The sequence below is a fragment of the Caballeronia sp. M1242 genome, assembly GCF_017220215.1.
Lineage (GTDB): Bacteria > Pseudomonadota > Gammaproteobacteria > Burkholderiales > Burkholderiaceae > Caballeronia.
This window is the reverse complement of sequence record NZ_CP071130.1, coordinates 297,158-317,575: the sequence shown is the minus strand read 5'-3', so window position 1 is coordinate 317,575 and position 20,418 is coordinate 297,158. Positions and strand designations below refer to the sequence as shown.

General features: G+C 59.3%; 14 protein-coding genes and 1 pseudogene. 11 read left to right on the top strand and 4 right to left on the bottom strand.

Features of this window, described 5'->3' with window-relative positions; all coding sequences use genetic code 11:
- The first annotated feature begins 71 nt into the window (after positions 1 to 71).
- Together JYK05_RS14925 and JYK05_RS14920 are read left to right on the top strand one after the other, a co-directional pair.
- Positions 72 to 2,345, top strand: coding sequence for a hypothetical protein (locus JYK05_RS14925; RefSeq protein ID WP_175941027.1), 2,274 nt, complete (start codon positions 72 to 74; stop codon positions 2,343 to 2,345).
- A 53-nt stretch (positions 2,346 to 2,398) separates the two neighbouring features.
- Entirely contained in the window at positions 2,399 to 4,528 is a 2,130-nt protein-coding gene (locus JYK05_RS14920) for a hypothetical protein (protein WP_175941026.1), read from the top strand.
- Here the strand turns inward: JYK05_RS14920 and JYK05_RS14915 are convergent.
- The 4 genes from JYK05_RS14915 to JYK05_RS14900 form a co-directional block, all read right to left on the bottom strand.
- Positions 4,517 to 5,524 carry a Calx-beta domain-containing protein gene (locus JYK05_RS14915; protein WP_206469211.1) on the bottom strand — a complete coding sequence of 336 codons (1,008 nt, stop codon included), beginning with the start codon at positions 5,522 to 5,524 and terminating at the stop codon, positions 4,517 to 4,519. The genes JYK05_RS14920 and JYK05_RS14915 overlap by 12 nt on opposite strands.
- 22 nt (positions 5,525 to 5,546) lie before the next feature.
- Positions 5,547 to 6,044 carry a hypothetical protein gene (locus JYK05_RS14910; RefSeq protein ID WP_175941024.1) on the bottom strand — a complete coding sequence of 166 codons (498 nt, stop codon included), beginning with the start codon at positions 6,042 to 6,044 and terminating at the stop codon, positions 5,547 to 5,549.
- 1 nt (position 6,045) lies between these two features.
- On the bottom strand, positions 6,046 to 6,786 hold the full coding sequence (locus tag JYK05_RS14905; protein WP_175941023.1) for a glycine zipper domain-containing protein: 741 nt from the start codon (positions 6,784 to 6,786) through the stop codon (positions 6,046 to 6,048).
- Between the two features lie 981 nt (positions 6,787 to 7,767).
- The gene (locus JYK05_RS14900; protein WP_175941022.1) at positions 7,768 to 9,582 is read right to left on the bottom strand and encodes a hypothetical protein; all 1,815 of its coding nucleotides are present in this window, start codon (positions 9,580 to 9,582) and stop codon (positions 7,768 to 7,770) included.
- A gap of 499 nt (positions 9,583 to 10,081) precedes the next feature.
- Between JYK05_RS14900 and JYK05_RS14895 the strand changes: the two genes are divergently transcribed.
- From JYK05_RS14895 to JYK05_RS14855, 9 genes and pseudogenes are all read left to right on the top strand, one after another.
- A complete protein-coding gene (locus JYK05_RS14895) occupies positions 10,082 to 10,582 on the top strand; it encodes a GntR family transcriptional regulator (protein WP_175941021.1) in 501 nt (166 codons plus the stop codon).
- A pseudogene (locus JYK05_RS14890) lies at positions 10,579 to 11,456 on the top strand (FAD-binding protein); the annotation flags it as partial. The gene JYK05_RS14895 and the pseudogene JYK05_RS14890, both read left to right, overlap by 4 nt.
- Positions 11,457 to 12,697: 1,241 nt before the next feature.
- Positions 12,698 to 13,276 carry a HEPN/Toprim-associated domain-containing protein gene (locus tag JYK05_RS14885; RefSeq protein WP_175941020.1) on the top strand — a complete coding sequence of 193 codons (579 nt, stop codon included), beginning with the start codon at positions 12,698 to 12,700 and terminating at the stop codon, positions 13,274 to 13,276.
- A gap of 125 nt (positions 13,277 to 13,401) precedes the next feature.
- Positions 13,402 to 14,088 (top strand): HEPN/Toprim-associated domain-containing protein, encoded by a 687-nt coding sequence (locus JYK05_RS14880; protein ID WP_175941019.1) that lies wholly within the window; start codon positions 13,402 to 13,404, stop codon positions 14,086 to 14,088.
- Between the two features lie 225 nt (positions 14,089 to 14,313).
- Complete coding sequence (locus JYK05_RS26370) at positions 14,314 to 14,796, top strand: hypothetical protein (protein WP_241269969.1); 483 nt, start codon at positions 14,314 to 14,316, stop codon at positions 14,794 to 14,796.
- Positions 14,797 to 15,362: 566 nt separating this feature from the next.
- The gene (locus JYK05_RS14870) at positions 15,363 to 15,521 is read left to right on the top strand and encodes a hypothetical protein (protein WP_175941018.1); all 159 of its coding nucleotides are present in this window, start codon (positions 15,363 to 15,365) and stop codon (positions 15,519 to 15,521) included.
- Between the two features lie 506 nt (positions 15,522 to 16,027).
- A complete protein-coding gene (locus JYK05_RS14865) occupies positions 16,028 to 17,749 on the top strand; it encodes a DUF4236 domain-containing protein (RefSeq protein ID WP_175941017.1) in 1,722 nt (573 codons plus the stop codon).
- Positions 17,750 to 17,931: 182 nt separating this feature from the next.
- A complete protein-coding gene (locus tag JYK05_RS14860) occupies positions 17,932 to 19,755 on the top strand; it encodes an AAA family ATPase (protein ID WP_206469210.1) in 1,824 nt (607 codons plus the stop codon).
- A gap of 3 nt (positions 19,756 to 19,758) precedes the next feature.
- Positions 19,759 to 20,403 carry a 4Fe-4S single cluster domain-containing protein gene (locus tag JYK05_RS14855; RefSeq protein ID WP_175941015.1) on the top strand — a complete coding sequence of 215 codons (645 nt, stop codon included), beginning with the start codon at positions 19,759 to 19,761 and terminating at the stop codon, positions 20,401 to 20,403.
- Positions 20,404 to 20,418 lie beyond the last annotated feature (15 nt).

The following is a 20,418-nucleotide window of genomic DNA, read 5'->3' as shown; positions in this document are numbered from 1 at the left end:
CGAACAATCCTTCCAGCTCCTCGTCCACATCATCGGCGAAACCGTCTGATCCCGGCCGCAGAGGCGCTGGTGTGGATGCAACGATCAATCTGGAAAATTCCGAATATAAAGGCTCGGCGTTCACTCAAGGCGACACAAACGTCTATGACCGAAGCACGACGAACAATCACTACGGTTCGAGCGAGCCCACGCTCAAGGATATGCTGCACGAATTGCTGGAACTGCCCCGATTCGAACGGGCAGTTGTCGACGAAGTAGAAAAGTACTCTGCCCTCCTCGAAGAAAGCCGCTTTATTGTTATCCGTGGATCCGCGCCGGACGATCCGGAGCCGCGCGCGGCGGGCCTTTCGATCTTCGAGTACATGCAGGAACGTCGCTCGGGCTTGCATGGGAAGCTGAAATTATTCGAACTATGCGGCGACAACGCCGTCCGTCTCGTAGACTTCGACAATCAGAAGACGTGGCACGATCAGTGCCGCAACGCGGTGTTGCTCGTCGACAGAGGACGGGACCCCGCGACCGAATGCATCGGGGACAGCCTGGTCGATCATCTGATGGACGTGGCGCGCGACATCGAGTGCTATTTTCTGATTGTCGGTTACTACGTCAGCCCGTCGTCGCGGCCGCCAAGAGGCGCAAGCAAAGCGATGCACTATCACGTGTGGAATACGCGCACGAGGAATCAGGCGACGGGCCATCACGACGATGGCGAAATCGCCGCGCGGATGGATGACCCGGCGGAATCAGTCATCCTCCTGACCGCAATACTGTTTCCCGGACTCGGGACGCTGGAATTCCGCGACGTCGTCGACGCAATGCTGCCGCCCGCCGATCTGTCTGAAACGAACAAGGAGAAGGAACCAAAGGAATCGAAGGAACCGGAAACGACAACGCTCGCCCGGTGGCGGCGCGGGGAGCGTGACCGGCTGATCGAGGAGTGCGGACTCGCGTTCGGCATTGATCCTGAAGAGTCGGTCGACCGGGAGTCCGCCACGCTTCCCGGCTATTTTTTTCGCGACCCCGCGCAAAAAGCCCGCTGCTCCGAATTCCTCTTGACCCGCGGTCAGCAACAACTGGTGCGGCATTTCGAGACCCTCACCCGCCGCTACCTACTCGACGCGGCCAGCGAGCGCTTCTGGATCGCTTATCAGCGGTATGTGCTCGAATTGCACGTGAAGCATTTGCGCCCCTTGAGCGTCGAGTGGCTCGAGCAGCTTTACACGACCGCGGTTCGAAACGGGCCGGCCGTCTATTCGCCGCGCAAGTACGTCAGTTTGCTTAGGTATTTGGTGCAACGTTCCGACCTCGAACTGCTAGTGGCCGACACGCTCTCACGGATATCGGCGTCCGCACAACAGGCCGAAGCAGTGTGGGAATGGCATCTTCTGGAAGCAGGCTATCCCGCTGCCGTGCACGAAGACTTGCAGGACAACCTGAATAGCGTCGTCCAGCAGTTGAATCTGGAGATCGCGTATCAGGAAGTGCGGAACACGCTCCAGGACTTCTTCGACTTCATCATAGCGATGACACTCGCTACGCCGGTTCGCGCGGCCGATGCCATGTGCGATTGCATGGCGGGCCCGGACTATCGCGTTCAATTCCTGAGCGTGGCGGGGGCGAATATTCAAGCGAATCCGGTAACCATTCCCTCGATTGCCATCTTCGAGGAGCGTTTGCGCCAGGCATTCGGTGTCGACTCGGGCTACTGGCTCGCCTGTGCGCGCGCCGCGCTCGCAAGCATGCACAGAGACGCGCGCATCCCGACGCAACATGCCCACGCGTGCAACTATCTGTTCGGCTCGCAACCGGCACGGCGCGCCACGGCGTACATGCACATGCTGAGGTGTTGCCTCGACGTCGTGGCACCGGCGCTCGACGCCACCACGCCCGGGCCATTGCTCGACCCGGTGATTGAACCCTTGTTGGGCGAGACGTTGGCATCGAGCGGCATTGTGCTTGCCGACGTCGCCGCGGAGCACGCCGGCTCGTCGATGCGGCTCTACATCGTGCCGCCCCGAGCGCGGGCCCGGCCCACGTCGCCCTTCGCGCTGGATTACGCCGTTGAACCGTACCGCGCGGTCGCGATGGTTCTGACAGCAACCGCGGAAGGTGACGACGGCGCGCAACCCGCGCGCAAGCTTCAGGAATTCGTTGCACCGCTCAAGGCGCCCCGGCATCGAGATTTGCGGGTCCATTTGCTCGGGCGTTGCCGATTTATGCTAGAAACCGCCCGCAGCGAGCGTCAGTCGGCACATGCGATTCAGGACTGGCGCGCGATCGCCGCCGCCACGGTGCGCCTGCATGCCATGCAGCACCTTCTGGCAGCGCTGAAATTAGCGAGCTGACGATGTTTTGCCCCGCACCCGCGTCCGAGCGCAAGCATGACGGAGACCTTTGAATGAACCTCAATGAACTCGATCAGCTGGTTCGCAAGATCGATCCTGAGAACTTTTCCGAAGCGGCTCACGGTCCGGGCTACCGCGTGGACGTGGAAGACAAGGACCGGTGTGTCATTCATGAAGACGGTCTCCTTAAGCGAATTTTCGCGAGGAGGGAGGTCCCGCAGTACTACGTGAAAAGGCTGCCTTCGCCGTTGGTTGTCAAGTCATGGGAGTTCGTTTGGTCGGAAGGGGCAAGTGCGATCGCACTCGAGTTCACGTCGACGTTTGCCATACACGTGACGGAACCGATGCAGGCATGCCTGCTCGTCGGAGCGCTTTCCAACACGGTGGCAACGGGCCAGTCACTCTTCAATCTGATCGAGGAGGCGCTGCACAAGTCACTCGCACGCATGTCCTCGAGCGCAGGCATGAATGCGAACCTGCTCGCGAATTTTCGCGACTCCGCGGTCGGCATCGGAGAGTCGATGGACCTGAACAAGGAGGTGTCTGAGGATGTCAGGCATGCCTTGGGTTGCGCCGTCTTTCGCATTGGCTTCGTGTTGAAGCATGTTCCGCCCATGCAAATTACCGTGGAGTCCAGCGACGAATTCATCCTCGCGGACAGCACGAAGGCGCGCACGGTCGAAACGAAAGCGCTTTTGCAGTTCGACAACTACCAGACCTACAAGAAGGCAGCGCTGGAAAGCGAATCGGCGATCCGTAACGCGATTCGGCATTCGATCGCGGAGGCGGTCCGGCGCAATCTTTTCGCGGTGAAGTATCACGATGTCGTCAAATCGTTTTCCGGAGTAGAGAATTCCATCGAAAAGAGCATGCTCGCGGACATCACCGCCGATGCGCGGCGCCTGGGATTTCGCGTGCACATGTTCCAGAGCTTTCCCGACATCGCCGCGCTCGAGCTATTGCGCGGCATCCGGATCGACATCGCTGCGGAGACGTTGAAATCCCGGCCCAAAGACTCGGTCGGCTATGTACAGATCGAAGTTGCGCTCAGCGTCAAGGCCAGCAACCTCGACCTGCTTCACCGTCTGATCGATCCCGACGACAAGCAGAAGCTCGATCTGGTAATCGCGCAACGCGTTCGGCAGATTTGCCAGGACGAAATCCAGAAGATCGGGCGGCAGGAGTTCAATCTGGGCTTTGACGAAACCGTCGTGCCTCGGCTCGAGCGTGTCATCGCCGAGGGGCTCGCGCACTATGGCCTGGAAACGGATGTCATCAAAATCATTCAGGCGCCCACGGATGAATCCGCTCGCTTTCGGGCGCTATGCAGCGAACCGCCCTTTCCGTTCGTGGCGACGATTTCCGCGCAAGCGGACGATGGTCGGCAGGACAAGATCGACGTCGAGGGAAGGATCGAGATCACCGGCATGCTTGAGGGACGCTGGAGTGAATTTGAGAAACGCGACTACGGTTTTCGGAGCGACTCGAACTGGTCGGATGAGCGCGTCAGGAACCGGGCGAAGGAACTCAAGCTGCCCTGCTCGTCGGGCGGGGCGCTTTCCTCCGCCGAGCGGCAGTCGCTTGCGATCGCGTTCGAACTGGACGATATACGCGATCGTGTCGTCATGGTGCTGACCGAGCAGTTTTCGAAGGTGTCCTCGCTCGCACGGCAATGGAAAACCGTGCGCCGGAGCGGCGAAATCTCGCAAGCCATGCAGGCGAGCGCCAGCGAGGCCATTGGCAGCGAGTTCGGTCTGGCGATCTCGCTGCGCGCCTTGACGAGGCATGACACAGCGACGGAAACGCGTACAGCAACGCTCCTGGATACCGAGCAGGAAGTCGAACTCGGGCTCGAGCAAACCGATGCGCAGGCCCTGCTCGAGCGTCGCAGGAAAATAGAAGAGCTGAAGATGGACCGGCTTCAACGCGCCCATGACGCGGAAATGCTCGCTCACGAGGAAGCGGTCAGAAACAACGAGATCGTTCCGGAAGTCCTGTCCAACAAGGTCGATGAAATCTATGACGAGGACAAGCGCGCCCGAGGCACAAAGGGCGGGGGCGCGACCGATCTCGCTATTTCGCCGCGCGAGACATTACGCTCCGGGAAATTGCCCGGAGCGCAAAGCGGGGGGCGAGACAAAATGCTCCTGCCTGGCGAAGGGAGGCGCAAATCAAAGGGCTGACGCACCGCCCGAACGCGCCACCGGTACGACGCTGCTCAGCTCGTTGGCCCAGCGATCCATGTCCATGTTGCCGTCCGAGAGGTACTCGTCGAACTGACGTTTCATGATGGCCGTGGCACGGGCCTGCTGAACGAAGCCGTTGCGGTTCTGGTTGTCGGAGACACGGTCCATGGCCTCCATGACCGCGCGCGGCTGAATGCCGCGCATGTCGCGAAAGGACTGCTCGTAGCTTTCGCGGGATCGTCTGAGATTGCCCTGAATGACCTGCAATGCGTTCTGGTAGCGCTCGAAAGCTGCCGGATCGGCTCTCGACGCGGAAAGCAATCGCGTGACGACATGCTCCCTTACCACAGCGTCCGCGATGTCCTTGGCGACGACCGAGGCCGCGCGCACAACGCGCTCAGCCTGGGCAGCAAGCGTGTCAATGATCTTCGGCTCTTCGATGATCACCACCTGGTGCGGCTTGTTGGCGACGTTGACCAGTATGAGGTTGAAATAGAGATCGCTCTTGAGGCGGCCGCTTCCAGGCAGCACCGTGATGCGCACGTCGCGGCTCGTCTCGCCCGGCTCGAAAACGAGCTCGCCCTGCGCGGCTTCGTAATTCACGCCGGCTTTTGCTGTCCCGTCCACCGTGCTGAACCGCACCGTCTCGCGACGATTCACGTCGCGCGAACGGACCACTGGCAATGTCAGCGTGATGCCGTTCTGCTGGACGCGGGTCTCGTGCTGCGCGAAATCGACATACTGAAGCGGCGTCGGAAAGAAGATCGCCTTCAGAGCCCACACGACGAGCACCGCGGTCACTGCGACGGCCGCGCCAACGGCAATCCGGCGAGCGCGTACGTCGATGGGTTTGCCTTCGACCAGTGACTGTCCGCACTGGCTGCAAATGACGCCCTGCTTGAGATCGCGCTCCCAAAACGGCTCGTCGGATCTTGCCCGCGCGCAGCCCACGACGTTCGAGCAGTACCATCGCCGGCGCAGTCCAGGTGTCATCGATCGTCTCCGCGATGCACGGTCACGGCTGAAGCAGGAACATCACTTCCTCGCCCAGACGCTTGTTCTGTTCGTTAATCAGGTTGTTGGCGTTTTTCATGGCGCCGGCGGGAGCGGTATCCGAGACCATGGCCGCCTGGCGCACCTGCTGGTTCTGGCTCAGTTCGCGACGTACGCGCTCAAGGTCACTCGTCGCCAACTTCTTGTTGCGCGTCAGATCGGTGAGTTGCCTGGAGAGCCGGGTGTTTTCCGCAAGACGCGCTTTCAACTGGTTATGCAGCGAGTCGACCTGCGCCTGCAAGTCCCCCTCCTTCGCCGACGACTGCTGCACTTTTGCCTGCTCGCGGCGCGCCTCTTTCTGCGCTTGGGCCGCTTGCTGCTCGAGTGCGCGCTGACGCTCGTCGGCCTGAGTGGCGCTCCAGCCGAAAAGGCCGCCCTGGCGGGGATCGCCGGTAGTCTCGCACGCCGATACCAGTGCCAGCAGCGTCAGCGCCGTCAGGATTCGCGGTAGATTTGCCATGTCAGTAGGATCTTCGCTGATCGATCATCTGGAGTTGTGTCTGCGCCTGCTCCAATGCGAGCGCCTGCTTCTGCAACTCACCAATGTTGCTCGAGACCTTCTGGATTTCCGGCGACTGCTGCGAATTGCCCGCCGCGTCGGTCGATGCCGTCCGCAGGACGGTTTGCTGCGTCGCAATCTCCTGCCGAACGTTGGTCAACTCAGCGTTCGTTCTCGCGATCATGGCCGCGGTCTTGCGCCGCTCGTCGAGCATGGCCTGCTGCCGCGTGTCGGCGCTGACAACCTGCCGTCGGAGTTGCTGCCTCGTCTGCTCCAGCGCCGCGATCTGTGCCTGCAGTTGCTGGTTGTAGGCGCGGGCTTGACTGGCGACCTGCTGTGCATGCGCGATCGATGCCTGCAACTGATCCTCACGCGTCGCATAGGCCTGCTTCTGGTTGGCGACGTGATTGCCGTAGAGTCCGCCCGCGAGGCCGCCCGCCGCCGCGCCAGCGACGATCCCGCCGGCCTTTCCGTGGCCGATCAGCGCGCCAATCGCACCGCCTATAACAGCGCCGGCCCCCGCGCCCTCGGCGCGCGTTGTGTCTGCGTCACTGGCGCATCCGCCTGTGAACGCGAGACAGAGCACGGCGATGCCGGACAGGAGGAAGGCGGAGCTTGGCGTACGCTTTGCCGGCGCTCCCCTACGGACATCATTGCCGGCAGCCGAAACAGGGCGCGCTGTTGTCGAGTATCGTGATGGCATTGCGCTTGCTTCCCCCGAGAGAAGATATGCGTCAATGAAAGCGCTGATGCATAACGATAATGCTACAGGAGCGCCAAATCCAATAAGAGAATAACGGGTTCTGGCGAGAGTTCAATCGAAATAGAGGTGTGCGAACGCTTGCCGATTCGGTAATCGGTAAAACCGTGGCGGCGGATACAGGGATAGGCGGACGCAGCGTGTGCTCAATTTCGATCCAGCCTCCCGCGCAATGGCGAGGCGTACGCGAATCGTAGGTGCTGGACACTCACACCGGTTGGGATACGAGCCGAGCAGTGAAACCGTGTTCCTAAATTTGCCGGCGCTGCGATGACGCCAGCGACATCTAATTCATCCGCGTGAACGGTGTGCGATCTCACTTGTTCATGCAATCCATTGCTTGATGATTGATTTCACAATGGCACGTCTGATTGTTGACGAACACCATCCACCATCCGGCGCTGGACATGTCGGTTCTGGATAACAACCTGGAGGCAGCTAGCGACAGACGCACCCGGGATCGGTTTGCCGATCACCTGGCGCCTTCTACCAAATGCCATTGCTCTCGAGCCGCGCATACTTGTCGGGAGTGTCGGCATCGCGCCTTCGACGTTGGACTGCTTGCGGACATGCCTCCTAGCTCCGATGACACCGGCGAAAACTCGAGCCCTGATATCTGTCCCAAAACCTACGGCAATCGGTGCGGTGCGCGCTGTTCGCCCGTCAAGTCGGAAGCCGAAGCCGCGGACGAGGCTCGTGCAGTCGGCCATGCATGGAACCGGCTAGAGATCATACCAAGCGGTCAGTCGCTAAGGGGCTCAAGCGCCGCGGCAAGCGGGGACTGCAGCGAATGGCCTTCGGGGCAGACGCGGAGCTTTTCGAACTCCGCGAGGGAGATACGGTTGATTGAACGCGCGAGGTCGTCGATCGCCACCCAACTGACCGGCACGGCAGCGTTCCGAGCCGGCCGCACTCATCCCTCGGTTAAGCGCTTTTCTTGATCGCGCCCAATTTGGTGCCCAAGCTTCTCTTGATGCTGAAATCAATGTGATACCGCGGCAGGACTGCGGCAGTCAGACCCTCTTCAGACAGGAGCTCGTCGATCTTGTCGTCGGTCCAGTGCTGTGACCCACGCAGTGCATTCGCGCTAAGAACCACCTCGACCAACGACTGTTCGAACCATTCCCGGACGACTTCATTAACGGTTCCGCTCGCACCCGGCGTCGAAGAAAACTGCGCAGACCATCGCGTAACCATATCCCTGAAGATGCGAAAGTCCGAATTCACAAGGATGAGATTGTCCTTACGAAGATACTTCGCAGCACGATCCTCAAGGTCTCCCTGATCTCTCGTTCCCTCAGCGCGGCTGATCCAGCGAATTCGAGGGAAGATGTCTGGCTTCGCCGGCTGACCAGGAACGCCTTTGTCGGAAAGGAAAAGTGCATATGCCGAAGGGACCTTCCCCAATACCCTCCCCGTCGTATTGGCCGTCTTTTCGCTCTGTTTGGCCGACCCATTGACCGGCCCCGCCGATAAAGCGGTGATCTCGCCGTCAACCAGCACCGAGCCGCTCTCCGTCGGCCTGTAGCGGCTCAGGTTGAACAGGTCTTCCACCTGCTTCAAACGATCCCGAATCGAGTCCGAATGGTCGGTCTTCTCGGAGCTCGACGCGACGTCTTCCATCAGCGCAACGATCTCTTTCGGCATGGCCGCGCGAAATTCGTCTTGCCAGTCTGCCCACGGACAGGCTCGACCTGCAATCAAAAGGTGCGTTCGGGCGGTGTTGGTAGTGATCTCGTCGCCGACCGGCTGAACATAGATGACGACGCGGTTATAGCCGAACACAACGCCAAACCCCTGAAGCATTGCTGTACTGGACCGCCCTGAAGTGCTCTCATACAACTCGTCCTGCCATAGAGCGGCGGTGTGTCCGCTGGACGCAATGAAGCCCGAGTTCTGAGTTAGAGCGGATTCTTGCTTCAGTATCCACCAGTGCGCCACTGCATTCTGCAGCGTAAGCGACCCCTTACAAGTAGCGTGTCCATCCAGGTAGCGCTTCTGACCGGTGATGGTGCGCAGCACATTGCGATCTTTGTCGCTGCGGTCAAAGGTCCACCCCTCGCGCGCTTTGATTGTGATGCGGTCCGGGATGTCGTAGAACCGGGTATTGAGATAGCGCGTGACCCATCTCGACGGGCTCGGCGCACCCGCGGGCGCTTCCATTGTGTTCTGTTCTTCTGACCGCCCCATCAGTACGACTTTCGTGCCATGTTTGCCGATCTGACTAGGCTTTACTTCATCGCTTAAATAAGCCCAATGACCGAATGTGCAGTCCGGCCGGACCATCTGTTTCAGACCATACTCACCTGTTTTCGGATCCTTCCAAAGATGGATCATGTAACCTACGCCGTTTTTCCACGACACATATTGAAGCCCCGCAGGATTGCGTGTCGCTGCGGAGATTTTCGCGCCAACGCCGTAGTTAGTAACATGCGATTGGATGCCACTGGAGGAAGACAACTGGTTGATATACTTGACCATCTCGTCGCCGTCCATCCCGGCACCAGTATCAGTAATCGACAAGCGATACACGCCGAGATATTCGTGCTCTAGCCAGTCGACGTCCCACACGATCTCTCCCATCTTGTCGGGCAATCGTTGAATCGCCTCGATCGAATTTTTCGTCAATTCTCGGAGGAATTGCAAATCATCGCAGTCCATCCCTAATCGGTCGAGCATAAAACCCGTGTTCGCGACCTTCAAGGCCAATGTCCTGCTTGGTTTCGGAACTGTACTCATTGAGTGACTCCCTTGTTCGAAAGATGGGGGCACGACCCTTCGATGAGAGGTGTCTCATCCCGGACTGTTCCGTGCGAGCCGAAGCAAGGACGGAAAAGTCGAGATTTCGACACTGGTAAGACTCTGCCTCTTGACTTGAAAAGTCAACGACCGATGCGCAACCGACCTTCCGTTGCGATGCAAGAGCAAAGATTCGAGGAATGTTACTGACGCGGAGTAATGCTGTATTACCGGTCAGAAGCGCTCAGACGCAGCCTACGCCGTGGCTTCGCGTCATTAAGACCTCCTTACTCACGATAACCGCCGCGAGACCGGGAACGTAGCCCCACATGCTGAAGCGAACTTCGCAGTCGACATTGTTCTCGCATCACTTGCCAGCGCGTAGTGTCGCCTTCTGCGGCCGCCTCGTCCTTCCAGGGTCGACGTTCCAAGCTATCAATATAAGAAATCGTTGGTCTGCCGGGTCGCCCGGGAATCTAGACTGCCGTTCGATCTTGTTATGACAAGCGAGCCATGTCACGAACAAACTTGGTGGCAATTACCCGCAGCCGCTTTACGCCAGATCAAGGACACGCTGCGCGAGCGCATTCTAGATGGCACCTATGCGCCGCACAGCCACATGCCTTCCGAACACGAGCTTTGCGCAATGCTCGGCGTCAGTCGCATCACCGTCTGGCAGGCGCTGGGCGATCTGCAAAAAGAGGGACTTCTGTTCCGACTGCGTGGCAACGGGACCTTCGTGTCGAAGCCTAAGGCGTTCCAGAATGTGCCGCTTGGTCATGCCGATGTTTCGATCGAAGCGACTCTCGCGGACGAGGATATTGCTGGGGCCCTGCGCGTCGAAGATGGCAGCCCTGTGCTGAGAATCGAACGCCTGCCGCACGATGCATCCGGCAATCCGGTCGACTTTGAATTTCTGTATTTCCGCGGGGACGCGTTTCAGTACCGGCAGCGCGTAGACAGTCAGAAAACCCGTGCGCGGGGAAGGAATAACCAATGAATACAGAAGTGCTCGAATACGACATCGTGGTAGTCGGCGGCGGCACAGCCGGACCGATGGCCGCAATCAAGGCGAAAGAGCAAAATCCGGCGCTCAAGGTGTTGCTGCTCGAAAAAGCCAACGTCAAGCGCAGCGGCGCAATTTCGATGGCATGGATGGCCTGAACAACGCCATCATTCCTGGACATGCGACGCCGGAGCAGTAGACGCGAGAAATCACCGTCGCCAACGATGGCATTGTGGACCAGGAGGCGGTGTGCGCCTATGCGCGCCACAGCTTCACTATAATCGAAGAACTCGATCGCTGGGGCGTGAAGTTCGAGAAGGACGGCAACGGCGACTATGCGGTCAAGAAGGTCCATCACAAGGGCGCTTACGTGCTGCCGATGCCCGAGGGGCACGACGTAAAGAAGATCCTCTATCGCCAGCTTAAACGCGCGCGTGTCAACATCACGAACCGTATCGTCGCCACGCGAATTATGACCGATGAGCATGGCCGCGCAAGCGGCGTGTTGGGCATCGACTGCCGCACAGTGTAGTACTACGTGGTGCGCGCGAAGGCAGTGATCCTGTGCTGTGGCGCCGCCGGGCGTCTCGGCCTGCCCTCGTCCGGCTACCTGATGGGCACCTACGAGAACCTGACGAATGCGGGCGATGGCTACGCCTTGGCATACCACGCAGGCGCCGCGCTCGCGAACCTAGAGTGCTTCCAAATCAATCCGCTCATTAAGGACTATAACGGCCCGGCCTGCGCTTACGTCACCGGACCACTGGGTGAATTCACCGCGAACGGCAAGGGCGAACGGTTCATCGAGTGCGACTACTGGAGCGGGCAAATGATGTGGGACTTCTACCAGGAACTGCAGAGCGGCAATCCTTCGCCGACTACAAGGGCATTGCGCAGCGCCTGGAGTGAGACAGCAGACGGTACGTTCGACGGTGGCATCCAGAATTTGCCTATCAGACAGCGGCGTCGGTCGATATCGCCTCGATAGCAGCGCAATATGTCACCGCCCGGTCACGTGGGGGCTGCCTTATAGCAATGCGCAATACAAACCCGACGCACACTCGACATTTGGTTTAACGGAGATGTTCGACGTCGGCGCCGGCTTCCTGAACTACCAGCTAACCCCCGCAGCAGTAGCTGGGCTCGGCTAAATTTATACGCACGCCAATGGCAATGGCAATGGCAATGGCAATGGCAATGGCAATGGCAATGGCAATGGCAGTGCATCGTACAACCAGGTCTCACTTGCCGGTGACTACAGCCTTTCGAAGCGCACAGACGTCTATCTCGTTGGCGGATGGCAGCACGCGAGCGGCACACAGCGCAACAGTTCTGGCGTTCTGATGCCGGCCGTCGCATCGCGTGGCGATTTTGGCTATAACTTGAGTAGCGCTAATCCAGGCTGTGGTCAGCCTGGGGATCCGTCACAAGTTCTGATCGGAGCGCGTCGCGCGGCTAGGCAAGCGAGGCCGTGCGACGCACAAACAGCGCGGGATCTGCGACCTGGCAACCGTTCAGACGACGTAACGGTTGAAGTCTTGAGCGCGCTCCCCGGGGCGGCGTAAGCACGTGCTGGCAGGCGAAGGCGTCCGAAAAAGCCCCTGGCTCTCGGGGGAATTCTGCCGAAGCATAGCAGGGATGGTCGACGCGGTCTCGGCATCCGCTACCGCCGCATGTCTTCCCTACACACCGGGGATCTCGTGCTGCCGCTCGCAGGTCTGCCATTTCGTGAGCCACGACTTCGCTACCGGTGCTGCGGCAACCGCATTTTCTCGGCCGACGCGCGTGCGATTCTGGGACGCATTGAGGACGCCGGCATGCTGAACGGTACGGTCGCTGCGCTCCTGCGCCGCATCCAGGTCAAGGCCGGGTGTCGAGGCTCGAGGATGTACGCGCAGAGTGATGCCACCTCACGGGACGTCACATGTGTTCGATCGTCGCATTCTTCATTTTCAGAGGCTAAACGCATGACATGCAGTTCGGACATTACGATTGGCGGCTATCCGCTGCGGACCATGCGCCGCTCCTACACTGTGTGGAGCGCTTCAGGCCCGAGGACCGAATCATCCGGTCTCGCAGGAAAGACCAGCGCAATCCCCTCATCAAGGCTTGCCAGAGACCGAACTCGACGCCCAACGGCTCGAGCTGGACTTCGCATATCCGGTGACCGCTGACGACCTGCGCCGGCGCCTGGGGCGCGCGGGGTTCACTCGCACGACGTTGGAGCAGGAGTACCTGACGCACCATCGAGCGCATTCTGGGGAGTCAGGAAATATGTTCTTCAGCACTTATCCCGACTCGGGGAGAGCATTTGCTCGTGCTGAAGCGTATCAAGCTGCCACGCTGGACGACTGGCTTGTGGCTCTCGCGAAGGCCGTCAAAGACGGCGTGACTTATGTCACAAGGAACGTCACGACGCCCAGCGACCTCCTTGTGGACATCATTACTGGTCGGGACCACCCCACCAGTGACAAATTTTGGCCCCGCCACAATCTATCCGGTTTTCCTTGCGCCTCACTCGACAACATGGCGGTGGCGCTGCTGGAGGTCACAAACGGCGACGCATTGTGCGAGCAAGAGGTCTCTATGTTCGTTGAATATCAGGGCGACTCGTCGTTCGACGACATGCGGTTGCGGAAGAAGCCTCGGCAAAACGAAGTCATTTTCGACGACCAAGAAGACATCTAACACAACCGGCGTTTCAGCGAATCGTGGGTGAGCATCGGACATGTATCCCCACGTCGAATGAGTGGATCACGAGTGCGTGCTTCGGGACGAAGCACTCATTCGACAACCGAATAATGGAAAACACTATGGAAGAATGCGTCGTACACGCCACTATCGGTGGCTATCCGATTGCAAGCACTGTCAACAGCTACAACCGCTGGCGCTTCCGGCCCGAAGACCGAATCATTCGGTGCCGGCGAAGGGACCAGCGCAATCCGCTCCCCCATATCATGTCCACCGACAAGTCGGATGCCGACGTGGTCGAGATGCAATTCGTATACTCCACCACCACGGATACTCTGCGCCAACGGCTCGGGCGCGCCGGGTTCAGCCGCGCATCGTTAGACAAGGAGTTTTGGGACTACTACGAAAGGTTTGTCTTCATGTCGGACCCGGGTTCCTTGCACTTCACCGGCGAGTCCGCCGATGCTTACAGTCGCGCCTTCTCGGGCACGCTCGATGATTGGCTTGATGCGTTGGCAGAGGCGGTGAAAGCTGGGGTGACCCCGGCTCGGCGTGCAGCCGACGGTTTCACGCCAACAGGTAATCCGCTCGCAGACATCATCACCGGACCGGACAAACCCAAGTTCGAGGAGCTTCAACCGGCACATGGTCTCCTGGGATTTCCATGCAGTTCGTTCGACAACATGGCAGTTGCGTTGCTGGAGGTCACTGCCGGAAATGCCGTATGCGAGCTGGATGTAACGTCGTTCATCTTGCATCGAGGCGACATCACGTTCGACGACATGCTAGGCCGTAGAGACGAATACTGAACGCAGCGTGCGCGATCTAAAGTCGCGCTCGTGCTCAATCGAACATTGGTCTTCGAGACATCAAGAATTGACGACGTCGCCAGCGAAGTCGCCTGGTACTCTCACAACGGACGCAACACCATGAGCATCAAAAAACCCAACCAACAAGCTGAAGCGAACACTCACAACAAGGTTGCCAGAACCATCATAGATTTCATGACCGACTGAGGCCTCCGCGATGTCGACGTGAACGCAGGCAATCTGAACCTCGCCATCGAATATGCGTACGGCCCGCTTCCAAGGGTTTGGCGCGACTTCGACATGACGGCGCTCGTTGAAGCCATCTCAGAGCGTTTTCCCAATTGGCGTTCTGCCGTGCAGGAACCGGACTGGAGCGCTGATGATGTATTGCGCAAAGTTCAAGAGATTTTGCATTTCCACGCGCTGGACGAAGCAAACGCCGAGATGCTGATGGCTCTGCCGCCACAGGCCCGTCCGAAAGACAGAGAAGCGGCCTCGGAATGGATTTTCGCGGAACTTCGAAAAAGGGGCCTCGAGACTGAGCTGATATTTGCGCGTCGCGATGGCAATACCTGTGGCGAGGCTGCACTTGACGTCGTGCGTTGCCTTGAGCAAGCCGCGCTGGGATTGGAGTATGAAAGAATCGGAACTAGGGTCGCCCGGACCTGGCGCAACCGGGTGTTGGCTGAGCGAGAAAATGCCGGTTGAAGAAACGCGTGAGCATGGATGAGCAAAATTTGCTCACACCGGCTGAGCCCAGGTCAGCGAAGTGAGCGACGTTATCCAAGCGTGTCACATGGCCTGGCTGCCCTACGTCTCCACATTTCTGTTGCGTGACAGCGATATCTTTAGCGCCAGCTCAAAAATGCGTTTGCTACAACCCGGGACGCTGCATAGCGACAACCCGACGGTGGCGAGTTCTGAACTGACTGGCGCCGCTGGATCACGCATTCGGCATCGGAGACAGGCGACTGACATTTCGATCCCATGCTTCGGCTCGGACTTGGGCACCGCTTTTACAATTCTTGTTCGCGCGACCTCGCTCCCGGTTTTGCCCTGCAGCGTCGAGCAAGGACCAACCGGCGCTGCCGTCGTTTGGTGCTAGGCCCACGCGCCGCCCGACATCACTGGCGCAGGATGCCAGTACAATCTTGGGCCTGAGACAGGCGACGACATGGACGAAGCAAGACGGCGCGGTTCACGCGAACAACGGGCCACAGAAGGACTGAGGCGCAATAAAGAACGGTTGTCTGCTCACCGTCGTCGACACCAGCATGATCGGCCGCGTGCAAGCGTTCACGACGCTGCTTACGGGCGCGTTCGGATTCGCGATCTATCTGTTGCCAGCGGTTGCGCCCGGCGTGTCCGAGGCGTCCCTGCATGTCGCGTGCGGCACAGCTATCGTGATCTTTGTCGGCGCGGTGTGGCAATAGGGAAAACGCTCTCAGGCGGCACGGAGCAGTTGAGCCGGCACCTGTGACGGCGTGGCGAACTCAAGCTGGGGGCGGCTTCCTTCGCGGCGGTCTTGTCAGTCGCGGCCATCTTTGGCGATTTCTTTGCTGGCTCCGGCGTTGTTGGGTGCGTCGTCCGCTCTGGCCAGCCTTCCCCCGAGACCTTCCGAACGTCAGCCACCTGTGTAGCTCCGCAGTTCGGACTCCCGCGCGGCAATGGAAACTGCCGTCCGGGCAACCAGGGAAAAATCGGCCTCATCGCTCCATGTTGCTAGAGTCTCTGCATCGCGCTCTTTTAGAGCTTGCGGCTCCGCATTGTCGCCACACCGTCTGCTGCTCGGCCATTTTGAACGCGACACGCTGGTCTCCCGACCGGCTTTTCTTGTACTATCACACCCGCAAAGAACGAAAAAATTGGGCCAAATTCTTGCACAAACTCGCGATCACTAACAGCGCGACGCCGCAGGACTTGAGGAGCAAAAAAAATAATGGGCTGGGGCTTTCGAAAGAGTATCAAGGTCGCACCGGGAATCCGCATCAATCTCAGCAAGAGCGGAGTCAGTACCTCAATCGGCTGGAAGGGATTCACCTACAACACGCGAGGCCGTGTTACGGCGAGCATCCCCGGCACGGGAATACGGTTCACGCAGAACCTAAAAGGAGCGCGGACGTCTCGCCCTGTCAGCTCGGTCGTAACGGGGAGCCGAAATCTCGATGCCGACGGCTCGGCGCAGCTGTCAAAGCGCGAGCAGGCAACTCAGGACCTCGTGCAGAAGGTTCAGGGACGTACCGCAGGCGCACTGGTCAACTACTTTTTCTCCCACGGCGTCTACGTGCGCGCCGAGGACTTGAGCGAGGCAGTGACGCTGGAGGACCACCAAGAATTCCTTCAATCGCTATCACGCGAGTTCGAAACCACGACAAACGCCATCCGACTCGCCGTCAATATCGGCTCAATCTCCCTCGCTGAGAAGGAGAAGGCGATGCGGGCGGTGTATGAGATCGAGAAACAGTGCTCCGAGCATCAAGGCCAGCGAGCAGAGCTGAGTCAGGCTGCGTCAGCCCTGCTGAGTGCAGTACGCAGCTTCCCGTCGATGCCCTCTCTGGTAAGCCCGCTCGTCATCGGATTGGTTGGCGCATTCATCACCTACGCGGTCAGTGCCGAGGCTGGCTTAGGCCTGACCGCTCTGGCCCTATTGTACGGCTATATCAACGCGTCGAAATATCTTCGCCAGCGCAACGCGACGTTGGCCAACGTCGAAGCCGCGGACCATCACTTCGACTCATTGTTTACCGCCGAAGTCACACCCCGACCCTCGCTACATATCGGCCGCGACATTGTTCGTCCAAAGGCGATCGGTTTTGCCGCGGTGACGCTCGTCGCAACGGTGTGCGCTGTCGTTATGCACTTTTCGCACCCAATTCGGGCCGTGGCCGACACCGTCGCATCAGACGGTTCCCGCAGTGCAGATACCGCCACTGCGCCTTCCCCTGCACCTGTCGCGGAAGAGAAGACCGCAGGCCTTTCGTGGATGATCGGCAAATATCCGTACGATCTCGTGAACGATCGCCGGTTCAGGGCCGCGTTCCAGGGCGTATCGCGCGCCGACTGGAAAAAAATCGGCGACCGCTTGACAGTTGTGAACCAGGCGGGCGTCGAGTCGAAAGACGGCTTCCTCGTAGGCGAAGGTTGCAAGGCTCACCAGTGCAACTCTGAGAAGGTAGCGTTCGCTATCAACGAGAGCACGGGCAAAGGCGTACTCATAATGATGGAGACGCCAGGAAGCTCTCCGGTTTTCACAACGTACCGTTGGAAGCAGCTGACCATCGGGCAGACCCCGCTGGCCGCTTGGGAGCAGCAGCAACTCGCGGATTCGATTATTCCGGGGGCGCCATCGTCGGCAGCAATGGCAACCTCACACGCTGCCCCATCCTTCGCAGCAAGCTTCGACTGCTCCAAGGCGCATTCGGACGCCGAGCATCTAATTTGCGGCGATGCGGAGCTTGCCGCCGCCGACGTCGAACTGGCTGGGATCTACGTAAAAGCCAAGGCTGCCGCGACGGACCAGCCGGCTTTCCGTGAGCGCACCCGCGCACAATGGATGTACCGTGAGAAGACCTGCCACGACCGTGAATGCGTCGCTCGCTGGTACGCCGACCAGAAGATTGCGCTCAACGAGATAGCGACGACTGGGGCGGTCGGGCCGTGAGCCGGCCAATCGCGAGTGCACACTCTGCTCCACCGTTTTGCCCGCCCCCGGTCGGCCTCACCTCCGGTACATTCGCGCATACATCGAGATGCATTGAAAACCGCCGACGTCATGAAATACGCATATCCGAGGGCACCGGATATGATAGCGCTCTAGCCAATTTCCGAGCATTTCACGAAGCCATGTCCGTCTATGTGAAGCCCCGCTGGTTAAGGGATTTGCTGCGCTTTCTGCCGCTAAAGAGCCAATTCGTTTTGTCCGGAAACGTTCGCGACCTCCAGGCCTGTGAGGTCGCACCCGGGGTGGTAACGGCGCAGTCTCTCGTGAGCACGCTGACCGACAATCTCAGGGAGACGGGTTACAGCCATTTGGTTGTTTGGAACCCTCTGTCCGGTTTTACTGTTTCGGAAGGCCGCGTGCCTCCTGTCGAGCAGGGAGATGAGACTCTGCGACGCCTCGGGCTGACGCCAGTCGACGGTGCAGCACCTGGTGGGATCGATGCGCTGGCAGCCTGTCTTGAGCGCCTGACCGCCCTACCCGGCCCGCCGCTAGCGCTGGTCGTGGACTTCGCCTCGCGAGTCGCTGTTCGAACGGAGTCTTTGAGCGCAGCAGAACATAGCCTCTTCACACGGGCGCTTGTGCTTGCGCACACGGTCAGCGCTCGTCCAGCCGGCGAACAACGACGTCCCTTTTTCAACACCGTGATCTGGGTCGTCGACAAGGAGGGCGACTTGCCTGACTGGCTGCTTATCGGCAACCCTCGAATCCGACATATCCCGGTATCCAAACCCGACAGTGCCGCCCGACGCGCGCTTTCGAGGGCACTTCTGCGCGGTGTGCCGGGCTCGCGGGAAGCTTCGCCGACAACCTTCGAGGAAGCCGAGTCGGCTTTTGTCGATGGAAGCGAGGGCCTTTTGCTTGCAGATATGAATGCGATCGCAACCCTCGCCCGCGTCGAAACCGTCTCCATCGAGAAAATCTCTGATGCCGTGAGGCGCTACAAGGTCGGCGTGACGGAAGACCCTTGGCTTCTGATCGGGCGCGACAAGATACGCAATGCCGAACCGGTTATACGCAAGCGTGTGAAGGGCCAAGCTCACGCGGTGACGCATATGCTTGACCTTGTCAAGCGCGCAATGACCGGCGTCGGTTCGCAGCGCAAGGGCAACCGGCCGCGCGGCGTCGCGTTTCTCGCTGGGCCGACAGGTGTGGGCAAGACCGAGCTCGCGAAAACACTCACCGGCCTTCTGTTTGGCGACGAGAGTGCCTATATTCGCTTTGACATGTCCGAATTCAGTTCGGAGCATTCCGACCAGCGACTCATCGGCGCACCGCCCGGGTACGTCGGTTATGACGTTGGCGGCGAACTGACGAACGCGATTCGGGAGCGGCCGTTTAGCGTCGTGCTTTTCGATGAAATCGAGAAGGCGCACCCGCGGATACTCGACAAGTTCCTTCAGATCCTCGATGACGGCGTACTCACGTCCGGTCGTGGTGACAGGGTGTATTTCTCCGAGGCATTGATCATCTTCACCTCCAACCTTGGTATCTACCGCGAGGACGAATTAGGCCAACGCGTGCCTAATGTGCTTCCCAGCGATTCCTTTGCGGAGATGGAGGAAAAGGTGCTCGGAGAAATCGAGCGGCACTTCAAGCTGGTGCTTAACCGACCCGAAATTCTTAACCGGATTGGCGAGAACATCATCGTTTTCGACTTCATCCGGGAGGACGTCGCGCAAGAGATTTTCGACCAGATGGTCCGGGTTGTGCTCGAGGACATTGCCTCACAAGGAATGCCAGTCGAACTCGATGAGCCTTCCAAAGTGGCACTTCAGCAGCGGTGCCTTGGCGACCTATCGAACGGTGGCCGCGGAATCCGGAACCAGATTGAGGCTCACCTTATCAATCCGCTCGCGCGAGGCCTGTTCGACCAGGATGCACAGACAGGCGACCGGTTCCTGATTACAGGTATCGCAAGTGGCGAGTTGCAGTTACAAAAGCTTTAGGCCATGAACATCCAACTGTCGCGCTTGCACTTTCCCGTTACGTCTTTGGGTCCGGGGCAACGTATCGGTATTTGGTTTCAAGGCTGCAGTATTCGCTGCCCCGGATGCATCTCGGCTGATACCTGGTCAGCCACAGGCGGAGACACCACACTCGAACGCGTGCTCGAGCAGGTTCGCGCATGGCTGCCGCACGCGGACGGCTTCACCATCTCGGGTGGAGAGCCATTTGACCAGCCGGATGCCCTCGTAACGCTTGTTCGCGCGCTTCGCGAGATGTCTTCCGGCGATATTCTCGTCTACAGCGGTTATCCGATTGAATCCCTCGCAGGCGTTCTTGCGCAGACCGAAGGTTGGATTGACGCGCTCATCACCGACCCATTTGAAATCGATGCTTCGCATACGCGACCGCTGCGAGGTAGCGATAACCAGCGCTTGCATTTGCTCACGGCGCTCGGTCGGGAGATGTTTTCGCAGTATGAACGCGACCTACGCGAGAGCGATAAGTCACTGGATGTCATGTTCGACGAGGACGGCAGCGTCTGGTTCGCGGGGATACCGAACCGGAACGATTTTCGGCGTTTGAGAGACCTATTGACGGATCAGGGCCACCGAGTCCAAATCAGCGCCGATAAAGCGCGAAACAAATAAGACAGGAAATATCAG

Bases quoted from the DNA above. Each gene is read 5' to 3' on its own strand.
- JYK05_RS14865 (WP_175941017.1), top strand. From the start codon at position 16,028: ATGGGCTGGGGCTTTCGAAAGAGTATCAAGGTCGCACCGGGAATCCGC.
- JYK05_RS14910 (WP_175941024.1), bottom strand. From the start codon at position 6,044: ATGGCAAATCTACCGCGAATCCTGACGGCGCTGACGCTGCTGGCACTG.
- JYK05_RS14905 (WP_175941023.1), bottom strand. From the start codon at position 6,786: ATGCCATCACGATACTCGACAACAGCGCGCCCTGTTTCGGCTGCCGGC.
- JYK05_RS14920 (WP_175941026.1), top strand. From the start codon at position 2,399: ATGAACCTCAATGAACTCGATCAGCTGGTTCGCAAGATCGATCCTGAG.
- JYK05_RS14895 (WP_175941021.1), top strand. From the start codon at position 10,082: ATGACAAGCGAGCCATGTCACGAACAAACTTGGTGGCAATTACCCGCA.
- JYK05_RS14870 (WP_175941018.1), top strand. From the start codon at position 15,363: ATGATCGGCCGCGTGCAAGCGTTCACGACGCTGCTTACGGGCGCGTTC.
- JYK05_RS14900 (WP_175941022.1), bottom strand. From the start codon at position 9,582: ATGAGTACAGTTCCGAAACCAAGCAGGACATTGGCCTTGAAGGTCGCG.
- JYK05_RS14860 (WP_206469210.1), top strand. From the start codon at position 17,932: ATGTCCGTCTATGTGAAGCCCCGCTGGTTAAGGGATTTGCTGCGCTTT.
- JYK05_RS14915 (WP_206469211.1), bottom strand. From the start codon at position 5,524: ATGACACCTGGACTGCGCCGGCGATGGTACTGCTCGAACGTCGTGGGC.
- JYK05_RS14855 (WP_175941015.1), top strand. From the start codon at position 19,759: ATGAACATCCAACTGTCGCGCTTGCACTTTCCCGTTACGTCTTTGGGT.
- JYK05_RS14880 (WP_175941019.1), top strand. From the start codon at position 13,402: ATGGAAGAATGCGTCGTACACGCCACTATCGGTGGCTATCCGATTGCA.